The organism is Marinomonas mediterranea MMB-1 (genome assembly GCF_000192865.1).
GTDB classification, from domain to species: Bacteria; Pseudomonadota; Gammaproteobacteria; order Pseudomonadales; family Marinomonadaceae; genus Marinomonas; species Marinomonas mediterranea.
The window spans coordinates 3,997,184-4,024,053 of sequence record NC_015276.1 but is presented as its reverse complement, the minus strand read 5'-3'; the positions used below and the strand labels follow the sequence as shown (position 1 = coordinate 4,024,053).

Sequence of the window (26,870 nt, the reverse complement as noted above, 5' to 3'; positions counted from 1 at the left end):
GATCACACTAATTAGTGACGACTTTAAAGAGAGAGCGAGAGGCGACAGGTGTTGCCTCTCAATAGCCGCATAGCCTTTAGCCTATGTGTCTATTCGTTATAGGTGGTTCTTTATTGGTTATAGTCAAAAAACCATTTTTTGTTTAAAGAATCGATCGTACCGTCTTCTTTCATCGATTGAAGTGCGGCATTTACAGGTGCGACTAAGTCTGAATCTGGCGTGAAAATAAAGCCAAACTCTTCCGTGCCTAAGGGCCCACCAGTGACTTTAAATGCACCTGGGTTGGCTCCTATGTAACCACGGGCTGAGGTCGCATCCATCAAAACAGAATCAACATCAGCGGATTTTAGTGCTTGAACGGACGCGCCAAACGTTTCAAAAAGACTAATTCGAGCGTTTGATTCGTTTCCGTCTAGTACGTTGTAAACCGCAACATAAAAGTTAGTGGTGCCAGGCTGCGCGCCAAAATAGAGGTCGTCGTCTTTCGCGAATTCTTTAGCGTTAGAAAAACGATCCTCTTCTGCGCGGACGAGCATAAATTGCTCTGAAACCATGTAAGGTTCGGAAAAGTCGACTTGTTTCTTACGTTTATCGTTAATGGTAATACCGTCCATGCCGACGTCGTATTGACCTTGTTTAACGGCTTGGATCATGGTGTCCCAGCTGCTTAGTTGCCAATCAACCTTGGCATTTAAGCGCTTAGCAATTTCGTTAAAGGCATCGTATTCCCAGCCAATACCTTTGCCTGTACTTGGGTCAGAGAAGTTAAGAGGTGCGTATGCGTTTTCCGTTACTGCAACAATAGTGCGTCCTTTAAGGTCTGGTAAATCCGCCGCGTGTGTTAAGTGGGGTAGTATTAGTCCTGTAAATACCGCGGTGATGGTTGCTAGTAAAGATCGCTTCATAAAATTCCTCTATTGTGGATGTTCTGACATGTAGCAGAATATAGGTATGTGCACCTATTATACCTTTTGTTGATATCAGGCTCTACGAAAAACTCATCGCTGTTTGTTTTTTATTCAGTAGTGCTTTTTAAAATCACCTGAAAGGGATTTTAGAGCGTTAACGAAAGCGCTATAATGCAGGCTTTAACGTCATTGTCTTTGAGACATTCGAGTGCAAACATTGTCCGATAGTACCTCGTCAGCGAGCCAAGAAATGGCGCCTTACCATGCCTATCAAGTAGAGTGCCTTTCTTTAATGGGTTCGACAGTGTGGTTGACTAGCCATTCAGCCAATCAAGGAACGGTGTATCGCCCCGCATTGCCTTGGAGTATCCAAACTGGCATAGAGCCTGAACACGCTGCTTCGCAAGCGAATCATACTCAAGTTGAGTTTCAGTCCGGCGTGCCGGAACGTAAGCCAAAAAGCGTGGTATTAGGCTCAGCAACCAATGGTCACTCCGAACCGATCTCTTCATCTGTATTGAACTTAAAGAATGAGTTGGCATCTGGCCCTGAGCTGATTGTTGAGGATTTGCAGCCGATTGAAGAAAAATCAGTGCAAATCGAAGCGCCAAAAGAGGTTGTGACAGGTTTGCCAGCTCGCGTTGTCATGACGGGGTATTGGTTAGCCTCAGATCTATTTATTCTGACAGATGTGCCTTTCTCGTTTAGTGAGCAAGGGGCGCTAGATAAGCTTGCGTTGAACCTAGGTAAAGCACTTTTGAAACGAGAAATTACCGAGTGGCGATCGAGTGGGTTCTCATGGCCTGATCAGTTGAGAAATCCTTACTTTGCTACTCGCCAAGATTGGCAAATTGGTGCATTTGAGTCATTTCTGAGTACGCTTTTTGAGGTCGATAAAGGGGGTGGCTCGTCAGGTACTGCTCCAGTAAAAAGTGCCTCTGGTCGACTGATTGTCGCAGGCGTGAACGCCCAAAAAATGATAAAAGCATCGAGCGTAGACGTTGACTCATCTCTACTGCGTATCGCCGAAGTGGAAAGCTTGCCTCAAATGCTTAAAATACCCGAGCTTCGAAAAGAGGCTTGGCAAGTTATGCAAGCCGCTTTTAAAGGGTAGCGCTATGACCCCTATTCTTCGTACGACAGAGCTTATCGATATTGATAAGATTACCGCATTAAATTGTATGTCAAACCCTTTCCCATGGTCCGATCGTTTAATCAAAGAATCTATTTTAAATAGAGTGTCGTGGGTGTTAGAGAGTACATCTAACGACAGCGATGACGGTAAGGTCGTAGCATGGTTGGTGGCATCCAGTATTTGTGGGCAGTCTGAACTAGAGTTGGTATTAGTGGATAAAGCCGAAAGGCGTAAAGGTTATGCTGAGTCATTGTTATTGGTTTGGAAGCAGTGGGCGCTTGAGCATCAACACGACGAACTTCAATTGGAAGTGAGAGAATCGAATAACGGGGCCATTAGGCTTTATAAAAAAATGGGCTTTGAAGAAGTTGGGCGTCGTAAAAACTATTATACCAATGACTCTGGTAAGGAAGCGGCGTGTCTTATGAGTTTGTTTTTAAAATGAAAATACAACGAGAAACCTTTTATAGTCAGGAGAATGTATGTCTAAGGTGCTGGTGCCCATTGCCAATGGTAGTGAGGATATAGAGGTAATTACGATTATAGATGTGCTCCGAAGAGGGGATATCGAGGTTCATCTTGCGAGTGTTCATGATTCAAAATCGATTGTGGCTGCTCGTGGAACGAAAATCGAAGCGGATGTTTTAATCGACGATGTGACCGACACTCTCTATGATGCCATTGTATTATCTGGCGGTATGCCGGGAGCGGAGCACTTACGCGATAGTAAAACCTTAGTCGACTTGCTTGAGAAGCACGATATTCAAGATGCATTATTAGCCGCAATCTGTGCATCACCGGCGTTGGTTTTTGGTACGCATGGTTTTGTTGTGGATAAACAGGCAACCTGTTATCCCGGTTTTGAGTCGAATCTTAAAGGCGCAGAGTATCTGCCTGATCAACCTGTGGTGATGGATGATAATATCATTACGGCACAGGGACCTGCGATGGCGATGGCATTTTCGTTGGCGGTGCTGGCGAATCTTGAGGGCTATGAGAAAGCACAGGAAGTGGCAGATGGGCTGCTTTGTTAGCCGTTCTTGGTGTTTCAGATAATACTGACTAAAAGGTTAGGAAAAATACACTAAAAAAGGCGTGATCTTTGCTGTTTTTCCGGGATTTTCTATGGACGAAAAAAGTGTAAAAGAGTAAAATTGTACAGATTTTTTACTGCGGTCCCCTGCTTATCGGCAGTTGATTCAGAAGCAGTAAAGTAGCGTATTTTAAAAGCGAGATAAACCAATGGTTTGTCTCGCTTTTTTGCAACCATTTTTTGCAACCACAAGTTGGCTCTAACGGGAGGTTCCTTTGGCAACATCAGCGATTCTTGCTCTGGAAGACGGCACTATATTTAGAGGCGTCTCAATCGGGGCAGATGGCTCCTCGACCGCAGAGGTGGTATTCAACACCTCAATGACCGGTTATCAAGAAATTCTTACTGACCCTTCCTATGCTCGACAAATGGTCACTTTGACCTACCCTCATATTGGTAATACTGGCGTAAACTCTGAAGACGAAGAGTCGAGCCAAGTATGGTGTTCGGGCCTTATCATTCGTGATCTTCCATTGTTGGCGAGCAGCTGGCGTCAAGAAGAAACGCTGTCTGATTACCTTAAGCGAAAAGGGGTAGTGGGCATCGCTGATATTGATACACGTAAACTCACTCGAATTCTTCGTGAGAAAGGCGCGCAAGCAGGTTGCATCATGGCTGGCGATGACCTAAACGAAGAAGATGCTGTAGCGGCCGCTCGTGCATTTCCAGGTCTGAAAGGCATGGATTTAGCAAAGGAAGTGACCGTAAAAGAACAATACGAGTGGACAGAATCTACTTGGGATTTAGTTGATGGGCATACAACGCCTGAAAAATCTGATTTCCATGTAGTGGCTTATGACTTTGGTGTAAAACGTAATATCTTGCGTATGTTGGTTGAGCGAGGCTGTCGTTTGACCGTAGTGCCAGCTCAGACTCCTGCAAGCGATGTGTTAGCGTTGAATCCTGACGGTATTTTCTTATCGAATGGTCCTGGTGACCCAGAGCCATGTGACTACGCAATCACGGCGATTAAAGAGATTCTAGAGACAGAAATTCCGGTATTTGGTATTTGTCTAGGTCACCAACTGCTTGCGTTGGCGTCAGGTGCACAAACTAAGAAAATGAAGTTTGGTCACCATGGAGCAAACCATCCTGTTCAGGATATCGCTAAAGGTATCGTTATGATTACCAGCCAAAACCACGGTTTTGCTGTTGACGAAGACAGTTTACCTGCCAACTTAGAAGCGACTCATAAATCCTTGTTTGATGGTTCTCTTCAAGGAATCGCGCGAACGGATAAGAAAGCCTTTAGTTTTCAGGGACACCCTGAAGCGAGCCCAGGCCCACATGACGTTGCGCCTTTGTTTGATCAATTTATTGAAAACATCAAAGCTACTAAAGCCTGAACGGGAACAAAGAGATTATGCCAAAGCGTACTGATATAAAAAGCGTCTTAATCCTTGGTGCTGGCCCGATTGTTATCGGTCAGGCCTGTGAATTTGACTACTCAGGTGCTCAAGCCTGTAAAGCCCTTCGTGAAGAAGGCTTCCGAGTTATTTTGGTTAACTCGAACCCTGCAACTATCATGACTGACCCTTCAATGGCGGATGCGACTTACATCGAGCCGATTGAATGGAAAACAGTCGAAAAAATCATCGAGAAAGAACGTCCTGATGCGGTATTGCCAACAATGGGCGGTCAGACTGCACTTAACTGTGCCTTGGACCTAGAGCGTCATGGTGTTCTTGAGAAGTTCGATGTTGAAATGATCGGTGCAACTGCCGACGCAATCGATAAAGCAGAAGACCGTCATCGTTTCGACGAAGCGATGAAAGCGATTGGCCTTGAGTGTCCTCGTGCTGGTATTGCTCATAACATGGAAGAAGCGCTTAAAGTTCAAAGTGAAGTCAACTTCCCATGTATTATTCGTCCTTCCTTTACAATGGGTGGTACGGGTGGCGGTATCGCTTACAACATGGAAGAGTTCGAAGAAATTTGTACTCGTGGTTTGGATTTGTCGCCAACTAATGAGTTGTTAATCGATGAATCATTGATTGGCTGGAAAGAATACGAAATGGAAGTGGTTCGTGACAAAAATGATAACTGTATTATCGTTTGTGCCATTGAAAACTTCGATGCAATGGGTGTTCATACTGGTGACTCAATCACCGTTGCTCCTGCGCAAACGCTGACTGATAAAGAATATCAGATCATGCGTAACGCTTCTTTGGCTGTATTGCGTGAAATTGGTGTAGAAACAGGTGGCTCTAACGTTCAGTTTGGTATGGATCCTAAAACTGGGCGCTTGGTTGTGATCGAAATGAACCCTCGTGTATCACGTTCTTCTGCATTGGCTTCTAAAGCGACAGGCTTCCCAATTGCAAAAATTGCGGCGAAGCTGGCAATCGGTTATACGTTGGATGAGCTTCAGAATGACATCACAGGTGGTTTGACACCTGCGAGCTTCGAGCCGTCGATCGATTATGTTGTTACTAAAATTCCTCGCTTCACCTTTGAAAAATTCCCAACGGCGAATGACCGCCTAACGACTCAAATGAAGTCCGTGGGTGAGGTGATGGCCATTGGTCGTACTTTCCAAGAATCTGTACAAAAAGCCTTACGTGGCCTAGAAACAGGTTCCGATGGATTCAATCCTCAATTAGATTTTACGAAAGAAGATTCGAAAGAGAAGCTTCTTGGTGAACTGAAGTCACCGGGCGCGGATCGTATTTGGTATATTGGCGACGCATTCCGTCAAAATATGAGCGTAGAAGACGTTTATCAGGTAACGGGTGTGGATCCTTGGTTCCTTGTTCAAATTGAAGATTTGATTAAAGAAGAAGCGAACCTTTCGGATAAAGGTTTGGCGGATCTTGATTACGATTATGTACGTCGCTTGAAGCGTAAAGGCTTCTCCGATGCTCGCCTTGCTGATTTGCTAAGTGTGACTGAAAAATCATTGAGAGAGCGTCGTAATCTGGTCAACGTTCACCCTGTTTATAAGCGTGTTGATACTTGTGCTGCGGAATTCGCAACGAACACTGCTTACATGTACTCAACGTATGAAGATGAATGTGAAGCCGCGCCAACAGATAAAGACAAAGTTATTATCTTAGGTGGCGGTCCGAACCGTATCGGCCAGGGCATCGAGTTTGATTACTGCTGCGTACACGCTGCATTAGGTCTACGTGAAGATGGTTTTGAAACAATCATGGTTAACTGTAACCCTGAGACCGTTTCTACAGACTACGATACCTCTGATCGTCTGTACTTTGAGCCTGTGACGCTTGAAGACGTACTTGAAATTGTGCGTACAGAAAAACCGAAAGGCGTGATTGTTCAATTTGGTGGTCAAACACCACTGAAAATTGCACGCGCATTGCAAAATGAAGGTGTGCCAATTATTGGTACAACACCAGAAGCAATTGACCGAGCGGAAGACCGTGAGCGCTTCCAAAGCATGATTCAGCGTCTAGGCTATAAGCAGCCTAACAATGCAACGGTTCGCAGCACTGAACAAGCGATTGTTAAAGCCGCTGAAATTGGATACCCATTAGTTGTACGCCCATCTTATGTATTGGGTGGCCGAGCAATGGAAATCGTTTATAACGAAGCGGAACTAAGCCGTTATATGACCACTGCGGTTAAAGTCTCTAATGACAGCCCTGTCTTATTGGATCACTTCCTAAAAGCCGCTATTGAAGTGGATATTGACTGTGTATCTGACGGTAAGCAAGTTGTTATCGGTGGTATTATGCAGCATATTGAACAGGCAGGTGTTCACTCTGGTGACTCGGCTTGTTCATTGCCTCCATACTCTTTGCCAGCGGATATTCAAGACGAAATTCGCTCGATGATTAAGAGTATGGCACTGGAGTTGGGTGTTATCGGTCTGATGAATACTCAGCTTGCAGTACAAGACGGTGAGATCTTTGTTATTGAGGTGAATCCTCGTGCGTCACGTACTGTACCGTTTGTCTCTAAATGTATCGGTCGTTCTTTAGCGCAAATTGCAGCGCTTGTGATGGCGGGTAAGACGTTAGAGGAAATCGGCTATACTGAAGAAGTTATTCCTTCTTACTACAGTGTTAAAGAAGCGGTATTCCCGTTCAACAAGTTCCAAGGTGTTGACCCTATTCTTGGGCCTGAAATGAAATCAACGGGTGAAGTGATGGGTGTTGGTGATACCTTCGCTGAAGCCTTTGGTAAAGCGGTATTGGGTGGTGGTACATTGCTACCAACGTCTGGTCGTGCTTTCATTTCTGTTCGTGATCAAGATAAAGCTGGCGCAGTTGATGTCGCTAAGCGCTTAATTGAAAACGGCTTCGAAATTGTTGCAACTGGTGGCACGGCTAAATACTTGGCTGACAGTGATGTTGAGGTTGTTAAAGTGAATAAAGTCACCGAAGGTCGTCCACATATTGTAGACATGCTGAAAAACGGCGAAATCGACTACATAGTGAACACAACATCGGGTACTCAAGCTATCTCAGATTCTTCTGTGATTCGTCGTACAGCATTGCAGCGTAAGGTTTGTTACACTACAACATTGGCTGGCGCAGAAGCAACAAGCCTAGCGATTAGCTTGGACGAAGAGACAAAAGTAAGAAGACTGCAAGATTTGCACTTGGGGAAATAATGAAAAAAGTACCAATGACGCTAGAAGGCGAATCGCGTTTACGCGAAGAGCTTAATCACCTTAAATCTGTTGTTCGTCCGCGTGTTATCGCGGACATCGCGGAAGCGCGTGAACACGGCGATTTGAAAGAGAATGCGGAATACCACGCAGCTCGCGAAGAGCAGGGCTTTACGGAAGGTCGAATTAAAGAGATCGAAGGTAAGCTTGCGGACTCTCAGGTGATTGATATCAAATCAATGCCTCACACAGGGAAGGTCATCTTCGGTGCGACGGTTACATTGTATAATGTAGATACTGAAGAAACGGTGACGTATCAAATCGTAGGCGATGACGAAGCAGATGTGAAACAGAAGAAAATTTCTTATGCTTCTCCAATTGCTAAAGCGATCATTGGTAAACATGAAGAAGATGAAATATCCATCAATGTGCCAAGTGGTGAAGTGGTCTACGAAATTGAAAAGGTAGAGTACATTTAATCACTCGTATAGGTGATATAAAGAGTTTTCTTTAGAAAACGCCAGTTTGGTAAAACAAGCTGGCGTTTTTTTATGTTAACTATTTTAATTAAGATTATAGTTATGTAACCGATATAAAGGGAATTACTCGGAAAAATACATTCATTTTATAGTCTAAACGGTTCATTCAATATGACGCTCAGAAGAATCAATGCGATTTTGATGTGCCTCGCGCTGTTAACGGCGTGTGGTTCACCTGAGCCAGCGGAAGGTGATAATTCGGCAGGAAGCGGTACATCCAGCAGTGATAGTAGTGGAGATAGCACTAGCAATAATGGCGGCTCTACTACCACTGATTCGCTTACTGTACCCACAGGTTTGGCTGCGACGGTATCGAGTCAAACGATCAATGTGACTTGGAACGAAGTCTCTGCTGCCACGAGCTATAACTTGTATCATGCAACAGAAAGCTTTGCCTCGCTTTCTGACATTAGCAACTATGCAACGCTTGCGGGTGGAACGTTGATTAATGATATTACAGGTGCATCCAGTTCGATTACCGGCTTAGCTAATTCAACAACGTATTTTATTGTCGTCACGGCAGAAGATAGTTCAGAAGAGACTGCGGCAAGCGCTGAAATATCAGCCACACCGACAACAATAACGGCAGACTTATCGAATGTAGTTGAGCTGAATGATACAGGGGTGAGTCGTGCGTTAACCACTGAAACGCATCAAAGTAACTGTGGCTCGGGGAATCTTGTATCGAGCCAACAAGATTGCGCCTTTGGCAGAGATGTCACTTCGTCTGATGATCTTGATGGTGACCTTGGTTTTAGTTTTACCAAAGTAAGCAGTGATGGTACTTCCTTAGCGGCGACTGCCACAAGTTGGAGTTGCGTTAGCGATAATGTCACGGGGTTGATGTGGGAACTAAAACAAGGAGGTAACGGCGTTATTGGCGATGAAGGCTTGCATGATATGGATGATACGTTCACATGGTATGAACCGTCGCTTGCTGGTTCCAGTGCTGATGCCGGAACGGAAACGCACAGCACCTCTCCTAGTACCTGCGATACGGCATTGTCTTGTAATACCAGTGCCTATGTAGCTCGCGTCAACGCTGCCACTTTGTGCGGTTTTTCTGACTGGCGATTACCGAAGACAAATGAGTTATTGAGCTTAATTTTCTACGATACATTTGGTACATCTGGTGCGGCGGACGTGATTGATGAAGATTTTTTCCCTCGTCCAAATTCTACATCCGTTAGGAAATATTGGACGGGCAGCCATTATTTCGATGTGGATACAAACAAAGGAGATCAAGCGTGGGGGATTTTCTTTCGTGGTAGCGGCCTTACAGGTCAAGCGGGTAAAGCCTCTGGAACGATCGATTCCAGTACAAAAGGTTCGCTCTTAGGCGTTATGTTAGTGAGGGATGCGTCTGATGATTAGAAAAATAATAGTGATGATGATCGGTTTTATAACGGTTGGAAATGTATCGGCGTCTTGCCGAGCGGCAATAGCTGAAACAACCCCCACGAGTAACTTTGAAGTAAGTGCCAGTGATGAAGTGGTGATTGATAAAACAACGGGCTTAATGTGGAAAAGGTGCTTAGAAGGTTATTCAGGGACCGATTGCAAGACGGGGGATGCGATTCAGGCTACCTATGTAACGGCTTTGCAAAACATTGCTTCAATAAACAGTGGATCAGGCTTTGCAGGTTTTACCGATTGGCGGATGCCCAATATAAAAGAGCTTAGATCGATCGTTGAGGAGCAGTGCAATGGGCTCGCACTCAACGAAGATGTGTTTCCATACGAAGACGATGGTACAGCGGAAGACGATATTCGGCTTCAGTTTTCAAATACTCCCCGTCCGTATCGAGAAGCTGGAGCAACATGGGTTCTGGGGGTCGACTTCGATGATGGGGCAATCGTACCTTTTAGTGTCGGATCAGTAGAAACGGATTCTGCTTCCTTAGTAGGCAGTTATCGCTTGGTTAGAAATGCTCAGTAGTTCGTTATGCTTAAACTGAGATTGCAATGGAATAACAATTAGATAGCAGGGGCATTTACGATTTGAGTTTATGCTGAATTGCGGATACCGACTATACTGGATTTCAAGGATGAAGAACTTTAGAAGGTAGTTGTAATGAGAAATGTTTTGCTCGTTGATGATGAAAATCAGATTTTGATGGCATTAAAGCGTGTTCTGCGCAAACAGGAATATAATGTCATAACAGCTCAAGGCGGCGAAAATGGCTTGGCCGTTTTAAAAGAAACCCCCATCGATCTTATTCTTTCTGATTATATGATGCCTGGCCTATCTGGCACAGATTTTCTTGAAAAAGCGGAAAAAATGCAGCCTGACTCCATTCGCATGATTTTGAGTGGGCATTCGGATTTCGAAAGTGTGATGGAGTCTTTAAAGTCTGGGGTCGTGCATAAATACTTGGTAAAACCTTGGAACAACGAAGAGTTAATTGATCAGATTAACCAGTCTTTAGCGGGTAAGCTTGAGGGTGATCAAGAGTCTGATGAGAGCGTCGACAGTATTGAGTCTTCTGACGTTAGCCCGTTAACCTCTTCTTCGATGCAGATAGAGTCTACCCTTGAGCATGAGATCCTTTCCGTCAATGAAACCCTGGCTGGTTCGCTAGGGTACACCGCAGACGAACTGGTAGGCAAACCGATTCAGTCTCTTCTAGCAGATCGTTCATATCAGCAGCACCTTGCATCGATAGAAGACAAAGCTAATTTGCAAGAAGACTGGGAGGTTCCTGCACAAACGCGAATTGCGCAAACCTCTCAAGATACCTTTTTTCCAGTCTCATTATGTGTCAAACGATATGGTGATAAGCTCATATATGGCCTTGATGTTATTGAGATGAATACCTCCCGCAACGATGAACTAAAACAGAGTTTGAAGGCGATCGAAGGCGCTTACATCGTTGTAAATAGGAATGGGAAAATTATTCGCTGTAGTCAGGCAATGCGAGGCTTGTTGGACAGCTCGTTACGCATCCAAGTAGGTGAGAGCTTATCTGATTTTATTGGGAGCCTACAATTTCATGAGTTACTCCAAGGCATGAGTAAGGCTCTGGATCTAAACTTGAGTTTTAAGTGTTTGGATAACGGGCTAATCGTGATTGTATGTGAGGTGCCGCCTTCTAAAGAGAAAGCGACACAAGATGACGCACTTTCAGGAGCACAAGTACGTATAAATGAGGAAATGGTCGCTTTTATGAGGGAAACAGTTCTGTCGCCTCTAAGCGCCTTAGCTGCGACAGAATTAACGGAGGATCAGAAGCAACAGCTGAGTGCAGCCACAGAAGCGTGTAATCGTATGTTGACTGCTATTACCAACATAGCTTGTCGGGAATAGCTTTCTAAGAGGGCTATGGTGATTAAGAGACATTGCGAATGCGACGCTGGTAATCATCTTGGCTTACATGACTTTGATACTGGCACGGGGTCGTACTTAACAGGCTTTTGAATTCGCGAAGTAGGTGAGGTTGATCACTAAAACCTAACATATAGGCTAAATCCGAGAAACGAGTGTGACTGCTATCGTTTATTGTGAATAAAGCGGATTGAAAGCGGATGATGCGACAAAATGCCTTGGGGGTAATGCCAAAATCTTGCTTAAATTTTCGTTGTAGAGTACGACTTGAAACCCTCTGTTAGAGATTCCGACTCTGGCAGCCGAATATTGCCACTTTTTTGGCGGATATAGAGTGCAGCGTGGTGGGTGATTGAATCATCAGCCTGTACTTTTTCATCAAGAAAGAAGATCTCGACCAAATTAGCTTGATTAACAAAGATAGTTTCTGTCGACAGCTTCTCAGCCAGTGTCGCCATTTTGGGTATTGCATCAAGCAGATCAAGTTGTTGATTGATTAACTCCCCCGATGCGATATCAATGTTATGAGGAATGACGCCAGCGGCAAAACGCACACCGAAATATCTGTGATTCGGTTCGAATAGGGCGTCTTGAGCGTCTAGTGTCGTACCACAAACCAACGCTTTAACCTTGTCTTCACTACAGTCGAAAAACAGATCGATACAGCCATCCGGAATGGCAAAGCTGTCTTGGTAATCTGGTCGTACTTTGAAACTGTAGCAGTGTGAGACCAATGGGTTTTGAGACGGGCGTATAAAAATGTGTCTGAGGAGCTTAGTACAAACCAAGGTTGCTTAGAATGTACAAGACGACTTGAAAGTGCGTGATCACTCATAAATATAACCTATTGATGGCATGGCCAAAGAGCGCCCGACATCTTTCTTATTTTGGGTTAATTCTAGGTTAGGTCCGTAGAAAGAGAGCGTAACTGAAAACGTTACACACTCTTTCTACGGAAACGCCTAAGAGTTCTGACGGACAAATTTTAATATGTCAGCGCTTAACTCTTTAGGGCATTCGACAGAAGGCACATGGCCAATGCCTTCTAACAAAGAAACGCCTTGAACACCCAACAGCATTGATAGGGTGTGCATTAACTCCGGTGTGGTGGCAACATCTTGAGTGCCGCCGATTAGCTGAATGGGCGTGCCTTGTTTGGATGAGCTTAATGCCGAAGACATATCCATTTCACCTAACCATGCACATAATAAACCATAGCTGTGATCGTCAACTAGTGAAAGCTGGCCTTCCCAATGAGTTTTAATTTCGGGATTTGAGCGTACGCTTTCATCACTAAACCAACGCGCTACAAAGGTGCTTGCAAGTTCAGGGAGACCTGTTTCTGATACGGTTTTTTGACGTGTCAGCCAAGCTTCGCTTGTTCCGATTTTGGCGCCAGTATTCGTCAGTGTCGCGCTCAGTAGTCGTTTACTATGGTGGGCAACTAATTGTTGACCAATCATGCCGCCGATTGAGGTCCCAACATAATGGAAACGATCTATTCCTAGTGCGTCACATTCCGCTAAAAGCGGGTCAATAAGGTCGTTTACTTGAAGTGACTCGACGCTTTTTTCTATCGCAGGACTTAAGCCGTGACCAGGTAGATCCCATCGTATTACACGGAACTGTTCAACCAAGTATGGCATGATAGAGTCCCATGCTTTCAGGTTCATCCCTAGAGGGTGACCTAATACAATTGCAGGATTTTTGGCATTCCCTTCAATAGAGAAAAACAATGTATTCATTAAATATCACTCCGCTCGATAAGCATTGCTATGCCTTGACCAACACCGATACACATAGTGCACAGTGCGTAACGTCCGTTGGTGTTTTTAAGTTGTAGTCCAGCTGATTGTAACAGCCTAGCACCCGACATGCCGAGAGGGTGACCAAGTGCAATGGCGCCGCCATTTGGATTAATGCGCGGGTCATCAGGAGAAAGGCCTAGTTCCTTCATACAAGCTAGACCTTGCGCTGCGAATGCTTCATTCAACTCAATCACATCGATGTCTTCGAGCTTAACACCTGTTCGTTTAAGCAATTTTTTTACGGCAGGAACGGGGCCGATACCCATCACAGTAGGTTCAACACCGGCGGTTGCCATGCCTACAATTTTTGCTAAGGGCTCGAGTTGATTGCTTTTTATCGCATTCTCATTGGCGATGAGCATTGCGGCAGCACCGTCGTTTATCCCAGAGGCATTGCCTGCGGTCACTGTACCATTTTGACGAAACGGTGCCTTGAGTTTTGTTAGACCTTCTAGTGTCGTTGACGGACGAATGTGTTCGTCTTGGTCAACAACGATCGGTTCGCCTCGTTTTAGCGTAATGACAATCGGTGTGATCTCTTCGGCAAATCGACCCGACTGCTGAGCACAACTGGCTTTTTGTTGAGATTCCAATGCAAATGCATCTTGCTCTTGGCGAGAGATTTCATAGCGCTCGGCGACATTTTCAGCGGTCTCTGGCATGGTTTCAGTACCATATAAACGCTGCAATTCAGGGTTTATAAAACGCCAGCCCATTGTCGTATCTTCCATCTTTTGCTGGCGATCAAACGCCTGTGATGGTTTGCCTACAACGAAAGGAGCGCGAGACATAGACTCAACACCACCCGCTAGAATTAAATCCGCCTCGTCTGCTTTAATCGCTCTAAAGGCAGCGCCTACTGCATCCATACCGGAACCACACAGTCGATTAATGGTGGTTGCAGAAACACTGTTTGGCATGCCAGATAACAGCGTGGCCATGCGACCAACATTGCGATTGTCTTCACCAGATTGATTCGCACAACCAAAAATAGCGTCGTCAATCATAGATGGGTCAAGTTTTGATGCGTCCGCTAGCACAGCTTTAATCACTTGGGCCAAAAGATCATCAGGACGGACAGGGGCAAGCGCACCACCATAGCGACCGATTGCAGAGCGTTTAGGATGACATATGTATACTGAACTCATGGAGACTCCTAAGCGCTATGCGCTTTTGCTGTACGTTCTTTTAGTTCTCTTAGAATGATCAACTCTTTTTCCGAAGGTGCTGGTGTGCTTTCTAAGTTTTCCGCAAACTTAATTTCCCATCCGGTAGCTTCGATAACTTGTTCTCGGGTTACACCTGGGTGAAGGCTAGTTACAACTAACTCTTTGGTATTCGCGTCAGGTTTTAAAATACACAAATCCGTAATGACGACCGTTGGACCTTTGCCAATATTAGGAGCGTTGTCTCGACCCTTACCGTCTCGTCCAAAACCAATGGTCGTGACGAAATCGACTTGTTCGACAAAGGTGCGCTTTGAGTGTTTTACGGTGATGAACACTTCTTTTGCATTGGTTGAAATCTCAGGAGCACCGCCGCCACCAGGTAGACGTACTTTAGGGTTCGCGTAGCTATGCGCTCCTTGTTTACCGCTTTCTGGATGATTCGCGGCAATGACGGTTGTGTTCAAGTTTGCGAAGCGATCTATCTGTGCAGTGCCTAGGAAACCGACGTCAATGTGCCCGCCTTGTAGCCAGTAGCGGAACATTTCAGGAACGGAAACGGTCGTTAGTGCTGATTCACACAGTTCACCGTCGCCAATAGAAAGAGGCAGTATATCCGGTTTCGTTTGTACCGTACCGGATTCATAAATAAGCGTTACATCCGGTGCATGTGTCATGCGAGCTACGTTTGCCGCTTCGCTTGGTAGACCAATGCCAACGAAGCAGGTCATGTCGCTTGTTAATGCTCGGGCAGCCGTAACCGTCATCATTTCTGAAGGGGTGTATTGAGTCGTTCCTGAAACTGTCATATTAAGCGTCTCCCTTAGCAAAAACGTGTGATTCTAGCCATTGATTAAAGCTGTCACGATCGCGACTGATCGCATCCCATTGTTTGTAATAGTTGTTGTCTCGTGGGTAATACCCATGTGCGTATGATGGGTGAGCACCGCCTTCTACTACGGCTACAACGTCGATGGTCCAAGCAGGAAGAACACAAGCATTTGGCGTTGCTTCTAATGAATCAACGATTTCCTCGACAGTAACAATGCTGCGTTTTGAAGCAAGTACAACTTCTTTTTGAACGCCCACAATACCTTCAATTAGCACGTTTCCAGCGCGATCGGCTTTTTGTGCATGAATGATACCTACGTCAGGTTTGATGGCGGGAACCGCTGAAAGCTCTTCGCCAGTAAACGGACAAGTAACCCAAGCGATGTCATCATTGGCTTGAGGTAGCTCGCTGCCCACGTATCCACGGAAAAGTGCCATTGGTAGACCTGCCGCGCCTGCTTCATAAGCATTCGCCATCGCCGCGTGACTGTGTTCAACCGTTTCTATCGGGCATGGGTAAGCGTGTTCAATAGCGTCTCTTACTCGATGAAGTGAGCCGACACCTGGGTTGCCACCCCAAGAAAAGACCAATTTTTTGACGCAACCTGCACCAACTAGTTGATCGTAAATTACGTCAGGTGTCATGCGAGTTAAGGTTAAGCTTTTACGTTGCTGTCGGATGATTTCGTGTCCTGCAGCAAAAGGAATAAGGTGTGTAAATCCTTCTAAAGCGAGGGAATCACCATCGTTTACCTGGGTCGCTATGGCTTCGCTAAGAGTCATGAATTGCGTCATTTTATCCTCTATCTTGTTTTGTTTTTTTATGCGAACATATATGCGCAATACGAACAAAATAGTATAAAGGATAATAATTGGTCAAGCTTTCATGACAGTTTTTTTTACTCCAAGGTTATTTGGTAGGTTAAAAAACGTCGTAATTTTGGCCATAAAAATCATCCTAAATGTGGATTCTAGTGGCGACACGCTGCGGAATCAGAAATAATGATGCGGTAAATCAATACGATGAAAAGGCAGAGAATGAGCGAAGAAAAGTTGTCACCAGATCACAGGGACTATGTAGGTGCATTGGCGTCGGGGTTAGATGTTTTGAACGCGTTTGACTCTTCGCACAGTACGATGACCTTGTCTGAAGTCGCGGAACAGGCCGGAATGGATCGAGCTAAGGCGAGACGATTTCTTCTGACATTGCATTCTTTAGGTTACATTGATCGTGATGGGCGGCAATTTAGACTGACGCCTAAGGTGCTTGGCCTAAGCTCTGCTTATGGTGCGAGTAACGATCATATCAGTGTGGTTGAACATTACTTGCGGGATGTAACGACGCGGCTAGGTGAGTCTTCTTCGTTAGGTGTTTTGGATCAGCATGATATTATTTATGTGGTTCGCTCTCCTGCAGCGCACCGTTTGATGTCTATTTCTCTGAGTGCTGGTACGCGCTTACCGGCTGCCTACACTTCAATGGGGCGCGTACTCGTCTCGCGTATGCCCAAAGTTGAGCAACGAATTTGGTTGGACAGCTTAACCCTTGAAGCCTTTACCGAACACAGCATTACCGACCCAGTTAAGTTTGAAGCGATGCTCGATCAGGTTCGTGCTCAGGATTATTGTGTCGTCGATCAGGAACTTGATTTAGGGTTGCGTTCACTGGCGGTCCCTGCGGTGGCATACAATGGTGACGTTCTGGGCGCGATAAACTTAAGTACCAACGCATCAAGAGTCAGTCATCAAGCACTCGTTGAAGAGTGTTTACCCGTCCTTAAAGACGCGGTAGAACAAATACGATTACATACCAAGTAGCGTCAATTGACGCTACTTTTTATCGAATGAGAAGCATCCAGTTTGGGTAATTTCGCGGTTGAGTCGGCTGCTAAGGGAAGCGGCCTTGTAATCGATTTTCGACTAGCTCTGATAAAATTTTCATTGTTAATTCTAAAACGGGGTCGGAATCGTCTTTGCGACGACTAAAGATAACCGGGCAGGTTATCGATTTGTCTTTCAACGGAACAAACACGACGTCTTTTCGGCCAATTTGTTTTACTTGCTCTGAGACGAGAGCAAAGCCCATTCCAGAAGCTACTAACCCCAATGACGTTTGTAAGTCGTCGACTTGTTGCGCAACGTTGATCTTGAGCCCTCTGCTGGTGAAGAGGGAAGTGCAAATGTCTGCAAAGGTCGGGTTGATGGGGTTATTCCTAGGGTAAACCACCATAGGCAGTTTAGTTAGCTCCTCGAGTGTTGTTTCACTGTCCGCCAATGGATGGTCGGCAGGCAAGACGGCCAGCATCGGTTCTTGAAATAAAATTGTTTGCTCGATGTGGTCATCTGGGATCAATAGTCGGCCGAAACCGATGTCGATTTTCCCTGTTTTTAACGCCTCGATTTGTTCGCCCGTCTTTAGATCTTGAAGTTGTATCTCAACGTGGTTCTTCTGTCGCAATTCGCGAACCAAGGTCGGCAACTGCCCATAAAAAACGGAAGGAACAAAACCAATACCAAACAAGGTCTTTTGACGCTCAGCGATACGACGAGTGTTTTCTATGGCAACGTCTGCTTTTTCAAGAATTTGTTTAGCATGTTGCCAAAAATATTGTCCAGCGGGTGTTAACGTTAAGCCTCGAGCATGGCGTTCGAATAACTGAGCGCCAATGTCTTCTTCGATTTGTTTGATTTGTCGCGTTAGAGGTGGCTGGGCGATAAACAGCTTTTCGGCAGCACGCGTCAGGTTCTTTTCTTCTGCGACGGCACAAAAATATCGTAAATGGCGTAACTCCATCTATACCTCCAAGGTATTGCTTGCGACCAAATTGATATTGGTACTTAACTGAATCAAAGCCTAGTGTAGAAAAAACAATAACGGACGCATTAGAGAATGACACCGAAAATTACACAAATCGAAACTTTGTTGGTCGACATACCAACAATTCGACCTCATAAGCTCTCTATGACCTCAATGGCAGTACAAACGATGGTCATTGTTCGTCTAAAAGACGATCAAGGCTGTGAAGGTCTAGGTGAAGGCACAACCATTGGTGGGTTGGCTTATGGTCCAGAAAGCCCCGAAAGTATTAAAATGAACATCGACCGCTATCTAGCGCCTTTGCTCATCGGTCAGTCGACAGACAGTGTTCGTTATCTTATGCAGCGTTTAAATGTTGCCGTTAAAGGTAACATGATCGCCAAGTCTGCACTACAGACAGCATTACTTGATTTAAAAGGTAAGCATCTAGGTGTGCCTGTTTCCACTCTATTAGGCGGTGCGATTCACAGCCATATTCCATGTCTTTGGGTGTTAGCGTCAGGCAATACTGAAAAAGACATCGCGGAAGCAAAAGAGCTGATTGCTGCTGGACGCCACTGTGATTTCAAACTGAAGATCGGTTCTCGCCCTGTTGAAGAAGATGTTGCGCACGTTGCTGCGATCAAAGCAGCGTTAGGTGACAGCGCAAGCGCAAGCGTACGCGTTGATGTCAACCAAGCGTGGGACGAAGCGACAGCCGTAAAAGGTATGGCGGCATTACAGGAAGCGGGTGTTGACTTGGTTGAGCAGCCTACCCCTGCAAAAGACATTGATACCTTGGCACGTCTCTCAAATAAATTTGAAATACCTATTCTTGCCGATGAAGGCGTGGCTGACGCGAAAGACGTCTACCAATTCGCTAAACACGGTTTTAATGGTGGCATCGCTTTAAAAATTGCTAAAGCGGGTGGTCCTATTCCAGCGTTAGAAGCAGCAGTCGTTTCAGAAAGTGCGGGCTTTGGTTTGTACGGTGGGACCTTGTTGGAAGGTTCTATTGGAACCGCTGTAGCGATTCATGCTTGGTCAACATTGCCAACCCTGCGATGGGGAAGTGAAATGTTTGGTCCGCTGCTCCTGCAAGATGACATTATCAAACAACCATTGCGTTACCACAATAATGGAGTGGATGTGCCGAATTTGCCCGGTCTAGGCATTGAATTGGATGAGCTCAAATTAGCTGAATATCAACGTAAAGATTAAGAGGTAGAACCATGCTATTTAAAGTAGAAATGACGGTAAACATTCCAAAAGATATGCCTGCAGAAGAATTTGAGGCGATCAAGTTAAAAGAAAAGAATTATGCACAGAAGCTTCAAGAAGATGGCATCTGGATGCATTTGTGGCGTGTCGTTGGTCAATATGCCAACGTCAGCATTTTTGATGTTAAGGACAATACTGAATTGCATGACCTTCTTATGGGTCTGCCTTTATACCCTTTTATGGAGATGTCGGTAACGCCTTTGTGCCCGCACCCGTCTTCCATTAAATAAGAGGAAAGCTAGTCGCTCTAATCCTCTTTGAGGTTTTTCCTCATTGTATAGTTATACCGTTAACTAAAATAATAATTATGTCTCGCGAGACATTAAAGCGGAGAAAACAAAATGACTGTTAAAACAATGCAAACAGAAGCAGTGAAAGCGTTATTACACAAAGTGGCAGGCTTTGATAATAACGAAGGAAACCCACGAGCTAAGGAAATTGTTGCTCGCCTCGTTACCGATATTTTCCAAATGGTTGAAGATTTAGACGTAACGCCGGAAGAGTTTTGGCATGGCGTTAACTACCTAAATGAGTTGGGAAGTAACATGGAAGCCGTACTTTTGGCTCCAGGTTTAGGTTTCGACCACTTCCTAGACATTCGTGAAGACGCGAAAGACGAGCAAATGGGTCTATTAGGTGGTACGCCTCGTACAATCGAAGGACCATTGTTTGTTGAAGGCGCTCCAAAAGATCAAACGGTTACACGCATGGACGATGGCAACACTCCTGGCCAAGGAATGTGGTTGCATGGTCAAGTAACAGATGAAACGGGTGCGCCTGTGGCTGGTGCAGTGGTTGATTTGTGGCATGCTGATAAAAAAGGTGCGTATTCATACTTTGACACGACTCAAAGCGACTTCAACTTGCGTCGTAAAGTGGTAACGGATGAAAACGGATACTACTACGCTCGCAGTATCGTACCGAATGGCTACGGTTGCCCTCCAGGTGGTTCTACAATGAAAGTGTTAGATCTTCTAGGTCGTCACGGTAATCGCCCAGCGCATATCCACTTCTTCGCTGCGAAATCTGGCTACAAGCATCTCACAACGCAGATCAACCTAGCAGGTGATAAGTACACGTTTGATGACTTCGCATTTGCAACACGCGACGAGCTTGTTGTAGAAGCGACTTCTGTATCAGACGCAGCTAAAATTGCTGAACATGGCTTTGATGGCGAATATCTTGATGTTGAGTTCAACTTATCTATTATTAAGACGGATAAAGAAGAGCTAGCAGACAAGCATGTACGTGCTCGCGCAGCGGTATAATAGATAAAAGAGCGGTATGAATTAAAAAAGCCACGACGGGTATCTATCGTGGCTTTTTAGTAGATCGGCTTACATCGGCTCAGGAAGGTTATGAAAGAGTTGATCAAGCAGTTTATTGAGGCGTTTTATTTGTGCCTCGGTCATGCCTTTAAAGCTTTGCTTAAATAAACCTTGAGTGGCTTCCTCGATCACATGGACGGCATTCCAGCCTTTTTCAGTGAGTGTCACACGAGTTACACGGCCATCGTCATCGCACACTTGGGTGTCGAGTAAGCCGTCGTTCTTCATTCGGTATACCGTTTTCGTTACGGTCGGTAGTTTCGCGATAGCATGTTCGGCAATTTGAGACATACTAGAAACGCCTTCTTCTTTTAGAATAAAGAGAATACGCCAGCTAGGAATGTCCAAGCCTACTTTTTTTAGCGCTCTTTCCATCGCAAACTGATAGCGCCCATGTACTCGCGCAAGCCAATAAAAAGGAAAATCTTCTTTGTGAAAATCTTCGCTGGCGGGGTTGTATCTCTGACTGCGAGGTAAGCGCTTTACACTGGTCATAGAAAGTCAAAATTCCTTGAAAAGTTAAGTAATTGCATTCATACGTTAAAGGCTATCATCTGGACTACAAAGCGAGAGGTTAACGGTTTCTAGCGCATAGTATGAACGCTTTAATCCGATTGTCTTTAGATTAAAGCGTTCGCATTATAGTATGATTTTATGCAAAGGTGACAGGATGTATGGCAATGATTACCAACAAGGCCCGTTCTCTAATTCCATTTTTCGAACCATGGCATTGAAAAATTTATCCGCAAAGCCACTGTCTTTTATAAGCATTTGGGTCAGATCGGCACATTTTGTTTGTACGTCTTCGCCAAGTAAAACGTCCGCGCCACCAAGTGCACCAGATGTGACTTGGATTTCGGCGGCACGTTGTACGGTCCAGAGTAAGAAAAAGGTACGTTCAATATCGAATTCACCGACGGCAATGCCGTGATTTCGCAGTACTAAAATATGTTTATCTCCTAAACTTTTTAGCATTCGCTCTTTCTCGTCATCAAATAATGTGATGCCTTCGAAATCATGATAACCAACGCGTCCATAAAGTTGCGCGCCATAGAAGCTATCGTGCGAAAATCCTGCTTTTTTCATCGCCACAGCAGACACTTCATTCGTGTGAGTGTGAATCACACAATGGACATCTTCTCTAGCGGCATGAATCGCACCATGCAAGGCAAACCCAGCTGGGTTGCCATCATAAGGTGAGTCGTCAAGTTTGTTGCCTTTTACATCGACTTTTATGAGATTCTTAGGGGTTATCTCCGTGTAGTTTAGCCCGAAGGGGTTAACTAAGTACTCTCCATCAATGTGTGGCAAACGTGCCGAGATATGGTTAAAAATGGTTTCTGTCCAACCAAAGAAATCAATTAAATGATAACAATGTGCCAGCTTTACTCTCAGTTGCCATTCTTCTTCTGAGCAGTGATCGGGTTTCGTTACATGAGACGACATATTCTCTCCTTACGCCACCGAGCGTTGTTGTTCAGACATAAATTCAGCGAGGTTTATAATGTGCTTTGTGGTGGGCATAGAAAGGTCCATTTTAGAGGCCAGCTCTAAGACGGAGTTCCCAATCGCGTCGGTTTCTAATGGAAGCCCTGCCTCGTAGTCCTGCAGCATAGAGGTCTTTATGGCACCCATTCCCGCGCCGAGTTCCATAAAGGTCGGGGGATCAAAACGTATTTTGGCACCAAATGCCGCTGCCGTTAGCATAGTTTCGTCCAAAATACTCCGCACTAAAGGGGTTAACCTTGGATCAGAATAGATTTGCTCTAGTGTGCTTTGTGTGACGACAGACAGCGGGTTTGACGTCAGGTTAGCAGCGACTTTGGTCCACAGTTGATCTCTAATATTGTCCGTTGAGCGAGACTCGATTCCTGCTAGTTCAAAAACAGTGCGTATTGCTTCCAACCGATCAGTCATTTCATGATTGATTTCACCCAATACGATTAAGTGTGGGTTATTTGCTTTCACGTTTCCCAGTCCCACTCGTGACGCTGTTAAAAAGATGACGCTGCCAATTATCTGGCTGTGAGGGAGCAGTGTCTCTAATTGGTCTTTAGGATCAAGAGCGCGAATGTTTTCGCCGCCAAAGCGGCTTTCGATACCTTTAAAGTACCACCAAGGAATGCCATTAACGACTGGAATGACCACAGTGTTTGAGTGAATCATTGGTTGGATGCTGGTTAAAATAGTTTCAAGAGCCATGGTTTTAGTGCATACGAGGATTAGATCTTGAGGGCCTAAAAAGTTTGCATCATCGCTTGCACGGACGTGAACGTGATGTTCACCGTCCAAGTCGCTTAAATGGATTCCTTGCTCTTTGATCCTAATTAGGTTGTCGCCTCTGGCCAGTAAGCAAAGTTGTTTGTGTACTTTCGCCAGCCTCGCTGCCAAGGCGCAACCAATAGCGCCTGCCCCCGCTATACAGATTTTCATTTGTTTCTCTCCTTAATTAGATAGTATATCTTGGTGTTTACTGGCTAACCCCAAATAGGCATCAATGACTCTCGAGTCATTTGCTAAATCTGAAGCGACACCGTGCATGGCGATTTTGCCGCCTTCAAGTACATAGGCGTAATCGGCAACGTTCAAAGCGGCGCGGGCGTTTTGCTCTACGAGTAAAATCGAGACACCTTTGCTGCGTAGATCATTAAAAATGCGAAAAATTTCCCGAGTGATGAGAGGCGCCAATCCGAGGCTTGGTTCGTCTAACATAAGTAAACGAGGTTTCCCCATCATCGCTCGCCCAATGGCTAGCATTTGACGCTCTCCACCGGAAAGCGTACCTGCTTGCTGTTTGCTGCGTTCCTGTAAACGAGGGAAAAGCTCATAAATCTCATCAAGAGACTGTAGATAGGCTTTATCTCCTCTGCGATATCGTTGAAATGCACCCAACAGTAGGTTGTCTTGCACACTCATCGTGTTGAATAGCTCGCGCTTTTCCGGCACAAGCCCTAAGCCTCTCCCCACGAGGGTTTCTATTCCTGGACTGGTATAGTGCTCACCGTCAAATAGAATGTCCCCCGTTGAGGGAAGTAAGCCCATGATGGCGGAAAGAAGAGTGGATTTTCCCGCTCCGTTTGGCCCAATGACTGTCACCAGTTGGCCCTCTTTAAGTGATAATTGAATATCACTTAGCGCTTCTACTTTGCCATAAGAGACATGTAAGTTGTTTACGTCCAGTAGAGAGTTCGGCGCTACATGATGTGCGGTTTGTGACTGGTTCATTCCACGCCTCCTAAATAAGCTTCCAAGACTGCTGGATTAGTTTGAATTTCGTGTGGCAGGCCTTCTGCGATCAGCTCTCCAAACTCCATCACAACGATGCGGTTGGCAAGGTTCATAACGAAATCCATATCGTGTTCGACGAGTAGAATGGCCAAGCCTTCTCCACGTAGCTTCACCAGCAGTTCCGCCAAGGCTTGTTTTTCAAGGAATCTAAGTCCGGCGGCTGGCTCGTCAAGCAGAAGTGCACACGGGTCGGAGCACAGAGCGCGCGCAATTTCTAGCAGTCGCTGCTGCCCTAAAGCGAGATTGCCAGCTTCTTCGAAGACATATTCACCTAAGCCGACGCGTTCGATTTGCAGCTTCGCTTCTTTTAATAAGCGCTGCTCCTCTTTGCGTTCGAGGTGCAGAGAAGCACTGACAACCCCTTTTTGACCACGCATGTGTGCACCAAGTGCCACATTTTCAAGCACACTCATCGTCGGAAGCATCTTGACGTGTTGGAATGTTCGGCTCATACCCATTTCGGCAACCTGACGTGCATTTTTGCCTTTTAAACTTTTTCCTCTAAAGATGATTTCGCCTTCAGTCGGCGTATCGACCGCAGACAGCTGGTTAAACATGGTCGATTTACCTGCGCCGTTAGGGCCAATAAGCGCGAGTATTTCGCCTGCATGCAGAGATAAGTTCATCTTATTGTTGGCAATTAATCCACCAAAACGTCGTGTTACGTCTTTGGCTTCGAGTAGTAATGACTCTCTTGCAGGCAGATCTCGGCGGTCGAGCGTCTTGGCGTTATCATCGATAGTGAGATGATTATTACTGCGCCAGGAGCTTGGGGTTAGTTTGACTAAAAATGGCCACAGTCCACTCGGCGAGCGTTGCATTAACAAGACAATAAGAAGGCCAAAAACGATGCTTTCATATTGGCCGTCACTGCCTAGAATGAGGGGTAATAAATCTTCCAGCCACTGTTTCATAATAGTAAGCGTACCAGCGCCTAATAAAGCGCCCCAAACGCTGGAGACTCCGCCAATTAACGCCATAAAGAGGTAATCTATCCCCATGTGTAAGCCAAAAGGCGACGGGTTGATAAAGCGTTGTGTGTGAGCGTAAAGCCAGCCAGAAAGCGCGGCGAATAGAGCGGATATAACGAACGCAATCATTTTGGATCGAAACGTATTTACTCCCATCGCTTCCGCCATGAGCTGACCGCCTTTTAAGGCGCGTATTGCTCGACCCTCACGTGACGATAGAAGGTTGTGTGTGATAAACATGGCTGCGGCAAGAATCACCCAAATCACGTAAAACATCTCTTCACCCTGATCAAGGATGAGCCTGAAGAAGGTTAAAGGTGGAATGTCGCTGACCCCAGTATGCCCACCCATTGATGTCATGGTGCCGAAGAAATAATACAGTGAGATACCCCAAGCGATCGTGCCTAGTGGCAGATAGTGTCCAGACAAACGTAAGGTAAGTGCGCCTAGAATAAGTGCTATTGCAGCGGTAAGGAGTAAGCCAAACACTAAACCGAACCAAGGGGAGCCGTTTGTCCAGCTTAACCAGTCTGGCAGAGCGGCGGTTGTTGTTAAATAGGTTGTCGTATAGGCACTTAATCCTACAAATGCAGCTTGCCCGAAACTGGTCATTCCGCCTACACCGGTTAACAGTACTAATCCAAGGACAACAAGCGCGTAGAGACCAATATAGTTTAATAGCGTGATCTGAAAACTAGGTAATACAAGCGGTGCAAGTAACGCCACACAAGCGACTAAGATAATTAGGATACGAGGTTTCATTATTCATCCTCCACATGTGAGGCCTTCATTGAGCGCCAAATAAGAAAAGGAATAATCAGTGTGAACACGATGATCTCTTTATAACTGCTGGCCCAGAACATAGAGAAAGCTTCTATTAGGCCAACGACGACAGCGCCAAACGCGGCAATGGGGTAACTTGCTAGTCCGCCAATGATCGCGCCAACAAACCCTTTAAGGCTGATAACAAAACCAGAGTCGTAGTAGAGCGTTGTAATGGGGGCGATAAGAATGCCCGACGCGCAGCCTATAAAGGCCGCTAAAGCAAAAGTGGCCTTACCTGCGAATACGGGGGAAATGCCAAGCAAACGTGCTCCAACTTGGTTCACAGCGGCGGCTCTGAGTGCTTTACCGTATAAAGTGCGCTCAAACGCGAAGAAAAGTGCGAGGATGAGAAATAGGGCGCTAAAAATAACCCATAAAGCCTGACTTTTTATGAAGATATTGCTTATTTGAAGCATGCTATTTGAGAAAGGCTTGGTGTGTCCTCCCTCTGGCCCAAAAAGAAGCAGTCCTATTCCTACCATAGCGACATGCACCGCAATCGACACAATGAGCAGAACCAAAGGCGCTGCATCCGCCAATGGTTGGAAAAATAGTCGATACATAATTGGGCCCATTGGAACAATAAGGCACAACGTCAAGATGGATTGTGCCAGCATAGGCAGTTCAGAAAGAGTAAAGGTTTGTGTAACAAACAATACGACAGCAAGGTAAGCGGCCTTTAAAGCGATCATTTGGTACTGCTTTCGACTTACTGTCCTGTCCCTTCGTGAGTAAACATCCAATGCAATGTCGATTAGCATTAATGCCGCCAGAAGCCATTCTAAAGCCAGCGGCTTACCTGTTTGAATGGCGGCCATTGTGAGCGCCCCAAAGGTAACAAATTCGCCTAAAGGGATTAATAAAATTCGGGTAACGGTAAAGACTAACAAAATGGACAATGACAACAGTGCGTAAATCGCGCCATTGGTTAGTCCATCCTGTCCAAGTAACGCAGCGACTTGAACATTCATATCCTTTTCCTTGTAACTTCTCAATCGT

The 26,870-nt window shown here is 45.5% G+C and carries 27 protein-coding genes; 13 read left to right on the top strand and 14 right to left on the bottom strand.

The features are described from left to right. Positions 1 to 110 precede the first annotated feature (110 nt). A complete protein-coding gene (locus MARME_RS18340) occupies positions 111 to 905 on the bottom strand; it encodes a transporter substrate-binding domain-containing protein (RefSeq protein WP_013662761.1) in 795 nt (264 codons plus the stop codon). A 211-nt stretch (positions 906 to 1,116) separates the two neighbouring features. Here MARME_RS18340 and MARME_RS18335 point away from each other — a divergent pair, with 211 nt between their 5' ends. From MARME_RS18335 to MARME_RS21615, 9 genes are all read left to right on the top strand, one after another. Beyond that, a complete protein-coding gene (locus MARME_RS18335; protein ID WP_148231052.1) occupies positions 1,117 to 2,022 on the top strand; it encodes a hypothetical protein in 906 nt (301 codons plus the stop codon). A 4-nt stretch (positions 2,023 to 2,026) separates the two neighbouring features. Beyond that, entirely contained in the window at positions 2,027 to 2,488 is a 462-nt protein-coding gene (locus tag MARME_RS18330; RefSeq protein ID WP_013662759.1) for a GNAT family N-acetyltransferase, read from the top strand. Between the two features lie 37 nt (positions 2,489 to 2,525). After that, positions 2,526 to 3,077 (top strand): DJ-1 family glyoxalase III, encoded by a 552-nt coding sequence (locus MARME_RS18325; protein ID WP_013662758.1) that lies wholly within the window; start codon positions 2,526 to 2,528, stop codon positions 3,075 to 3,077. A 274-nt stretch (positions 3,078 to 3,351) separates the two neighbouring features. After that, positions 3,352 to 4,482, top strand: a complete 1,131-nt coding sequence (gene carA / locus MARME_RS18320; RefSeq protein ID WP_013662757.1) for a glutamine-hydrolyzing carbamoyl-phosphate synthase small subunit — start codon at positions 3,352 to 3,354, stop codon at positions 4,480 to 4,482. 17 nt (positions 4,483 to 4,499) lie between these two features. After that, positions 4,500 to 7,715, top strand: coding sequence for a carbamoyl-phosphate synthase large subunit (gene carB / locus MARME_RS18315; protein ID WP_013662756.1), 3,216 nt, complete (start codon positions 4,500 to 4,502; stop codon positions 7,713 to 7,715). Continuing rightward, a complete protein-coding gene (gene greA, locus MARME_RS18310) occupies positions 7,715 to 8,191 on the top strand; it encodes a transcription elongation factor GreA (RefSeq protein ID WP_013662755.1) in 477 nt (158 codons plus the stop codon). The genes carB and greA overlap by 1 nt, the downstream gene beginning before the upstream one ends. 171 nt (positions 8,192 to 8,362) lie before the next feature. After that, positions 8,363 to 9,625: an Lcl C-terminal domain-containing protein gene (locus MARME_RS21625; RefSeq protein ID WP_013662754.1), complete on the top strand. Its 1,263-nt coding sequence runs from the start codon at positions 8,363 to 8,365 to the stop codon at positions 9,623 to 9,625. Further along, positions 9,618 to 10,190, top strand: a complete 573-nt coding sequence (locus tag MARME_RS21620) for an Lcl C-terminal domain-containing protein (RefSeq protein WP_013662753.1) — start codon at positions 9,618 to 9,620, stop codon at positions 10,188 to 10,190. Before MARME_RS21625 ends, MARME_RS21620 begins: the two co-directional genes overlap by 8 nt. A 135-nt stretch (positions 10,191 to 10,325) precedes the next feature. After that, positions 10,326 to 11,558 (top strand): response regulator, encoded by a 1,233-nt coding sequence (locus MARME_RS21615; RefSeq protein ID WP_013662752.1) that lies wholly within the window; start codon positions 10,326 to 10,328, stop codon positions 11,556 to 11,558. A 22-nt stretch (positions 11,559 to 11,580) separates the two neighbouring features. On the opposite strand, the gene MARME_RS22910 is transcribed toward MARME_RS21615, so the two are convergent. The 6 genes from MARME_RS22910 to MARME_RS18270 all read right to left on the bottom strand — a co-directional run bounded on the left by MARME_RS22910 (position 11,581) and on the right by MARME_RS18270 (position 16,176). After that, positions 11,581 to 11,805, bottom strand: a complete 225-nt coding sequence (locus MARME_RS22910) for a helix-turn-helix domain-containing protein (protein WP_083799810.1) — start codon at positions 11,803 to 11,805, stop codon at positions 11,581 to 11,583. Positions 11,806 to 11,818: 13 nt separating this feature from the next. After that, positions 11,819 to 12,310 carry a DUF6597 domain-containing transcriptional factor gene (locus MARME_RS18290; protein WP_148231051.1) on the bottom strand — a complete coding sequence of 164 codons (492 nt, stop codon included), beginning with the start codon at positions 12,308 to 12,310 and terminating at the stop codon, positions 11,819 to 11,821. 228 nt (positions 12,311 to 12,538) lie between these two features. Beyond that, on the bottom strand, positions 12,539 to 13,321 hold the full coding sequence (locus MARME_RS18285; RefSeq protein WP_013662751.1) for an alpha/beta fold hydrolase: 783 nt from the start codon (positions 13,319 to 13,321) through the stop codon (positions 12,539 to 12,541). Beyond that, positions 13,321 to 14,532 (bottom strand): 3-oxoadipyl-CoA thiolase, encoded by a 1,212-nt coding sequence (pcaF, locus tag MARME_RS18280; protein WP_013662750.1) that lies wholly within the window; start codon positions 14,530 to 14,532, stop codon positions 13,321 to 13,323. Before pcaF ends, MARME_RS18285 begins: the two co-directional genes overlap by 1 nt. 8 nt (positions 14,533 to 14,540) lie before the next feature. After that, positions 14,541 to 15,359, bottom strand: a complete 819-nt coding sequence (locus MARME_RS18275) for a CoA-transferase subunit beta (protein ID WP_013662749.1) — start codon at positions 15,357 to 15,359, stop codon at positions 14,541 to 14,543. Between the two features lies 1 nt (position 15,360). Then, positions 15,361 to 16,176, bottom strand: coding sequence for a CoA transferase subunit A (locus MARME_RS18270; protein WP_013662748.1), 816 nt, complete (start codon positions 16,174 to 16,176; stop codon positions 15,361 to 15,363). 243 nt (positions 16,177 to 16,419) lie between these two features. Here MARME_RS18270 and MARME_RS18265 point away from each other — a divergent pair, with 243 nt between their 5' ends. Continuing rightward, positions 16,420 to 17,199: an IclR family transcriptional regulator domain-containing protein gene (locus MARME_RS18265; protein ID WP_013662747.1), complete on the top strand. Its 780-nt coding sequence runs from the start codon at positions 16,420 to 16,422 to the stop codon at positions 17,197 to 17,199. A 70-nt stretch (positions 17,200 to 17,269) separates the two neighbouring features. Here the strand turns inward: MARME_RS18265 and MARME_RS18260 are convergent, their stop codons facing one another. Beyond that, a complete protein-coding gene (locus MARME_RS18260; RefSeq protein WP_013662746.1) occupies positions 17,270 to 18,175 on the bottom strand; it encodes a LysR family transcriptional regulator in 906 nt (301 codons plus the stop codon). Between the two features lie 96 nt (positions 18,176 to 18,271). Here MARME_RS18260 and MARME_RS18255 point away from each other — a divergent pair, with 96 nt between their 5' ends. The 3 genes from MARME_RS18255 (at position 18,272) to catA (ending at position 20,727) form a co-directional block, all read left to right on the top strand. Further along, a complete protein-coding gene (locus tag MARME_RS18255; RefSeq protein ID WP_013662745.1) occupies positions 18,272 to 19,399 on the top strand; it encodes a muconate/chloromuconate family cycloisomerase in 1,128 nt (375 codons plus the stop codon). An 11-nt stretch (positions 19,400 to 19,410) separates the two neighbouring features. After that, positions 19,411 to 19,689 carry a muconolactone Delta-isomerase gene (gene catC / locus MARME_RS18250; protein WP_013662744.1) on the top strand — a complete coding sequence of 93 codons (279 nt, stop codon included), beginning with the start codon at positions 19,411 to 19,413 and terminating at the stop codon, positions 19,687 to 19,689. 111 nt (positions 19,690 to 19,800) lie between these two features. Beyond that, the gene (catA, locus tag MARME_RS18245) at positions 19,801 to 20,727 is read left to right on the top strand and encodes a catechol 1,2-dioxygenase (protein ID WP_013662743.1); all 927 of its coding nucleotides are present in this window, start codon (positions 19,801 to 19,803) and stop codon (positions 20,725 to 20,727) included. Between the two features lie 69 nt (positions 20,728 to 20,796). Here catA and MARME_RS18240 read toward each other — a convergent pair whose 3' ends face one another. The 6 genes from MARME_RS18240 to MARME_RS18215 all read right to left on the bottom strand — a co-directional run bounded on the left by MARME_RS18240 (position 20,797) and on the right by MARME_RS18215 (position 26,842). Further along, entirely contained in the window at positions 20,797 to 21,282 is a 486-nt protein-coding gene (locus MARME_RS18240) for a MarR family winged helix-turn-helix transcriptional regulator (RefSeq protein WP_013662742.1), read from the bottom strand. A 189-nt stretch (positions 21,283 to 21,471) separates the two neighbouring features. Continuing rightward, a complete protein-coding gene (locus MARME_RS18235; protein WP_013662741.1) occupies positions 21,472 to 22,233 on the bottom strand; it encodes a class II aldolase/adducin family protein in 762 nt (253 codons plus the stop codon). Positions 22,234 to 22,242: 9 nt separating this feature from the next. Further along, positions 22,243 to 23,220: a ketopantoate reductase family protein gene (locus tag MARME_RS18230; RefSeq protein WP_013662740.1), complete on the bottom strand. Its 978-nt coding sequence runs from the start codon at positions 23,218 to 23,220 to the stop codon at positions 22,243 to 22,245. Positions 23,221 to 23,232: 12 nt separating this feature from the next. Beyond that, a complete protein-coding gene (locus tag MARME_RS18225) occupies positions 23,233 to 24,012 on the bottom strand; it encodes an ABC transporter ATP-binding protein (protein ID WP_013662739.1) in 780 nt (259 codons plus the stop codon). Further along, positions 24,009 to 25,808, bottom strand: coding sequence for a branched-chain amino acid ABC transporter ATP-binding protein/permease (locus MARME_RS18220; RefSeq protein ID WP_013662738.1), 1,800 nt, complete (start codon positions 25,806 to 25,808; stop codon positions 24,009 to 24,011). Before MARME_RS18220 ends, MARME_RS18225 begins: the two co-directional genes overlap by 4 nt. Then, positions 25,808 to 26,842, bottom strand: a complete 1,035-nt coding sequence (locus MARME_RS18215; protein ID WP_013662737.1) for a branched-chain amino acid ABC transporter permease — start codon at positions 26,840 to 26,842, stop codon at positions 25,808 to 25,810. Before MARME_RS18215 ends, MARME_RS18220 begins: the two co-directional genes overlap by 1 nt. Between the last annotated feature and the right edge of the window lie 28 nt (positions 26,843 to 26,870).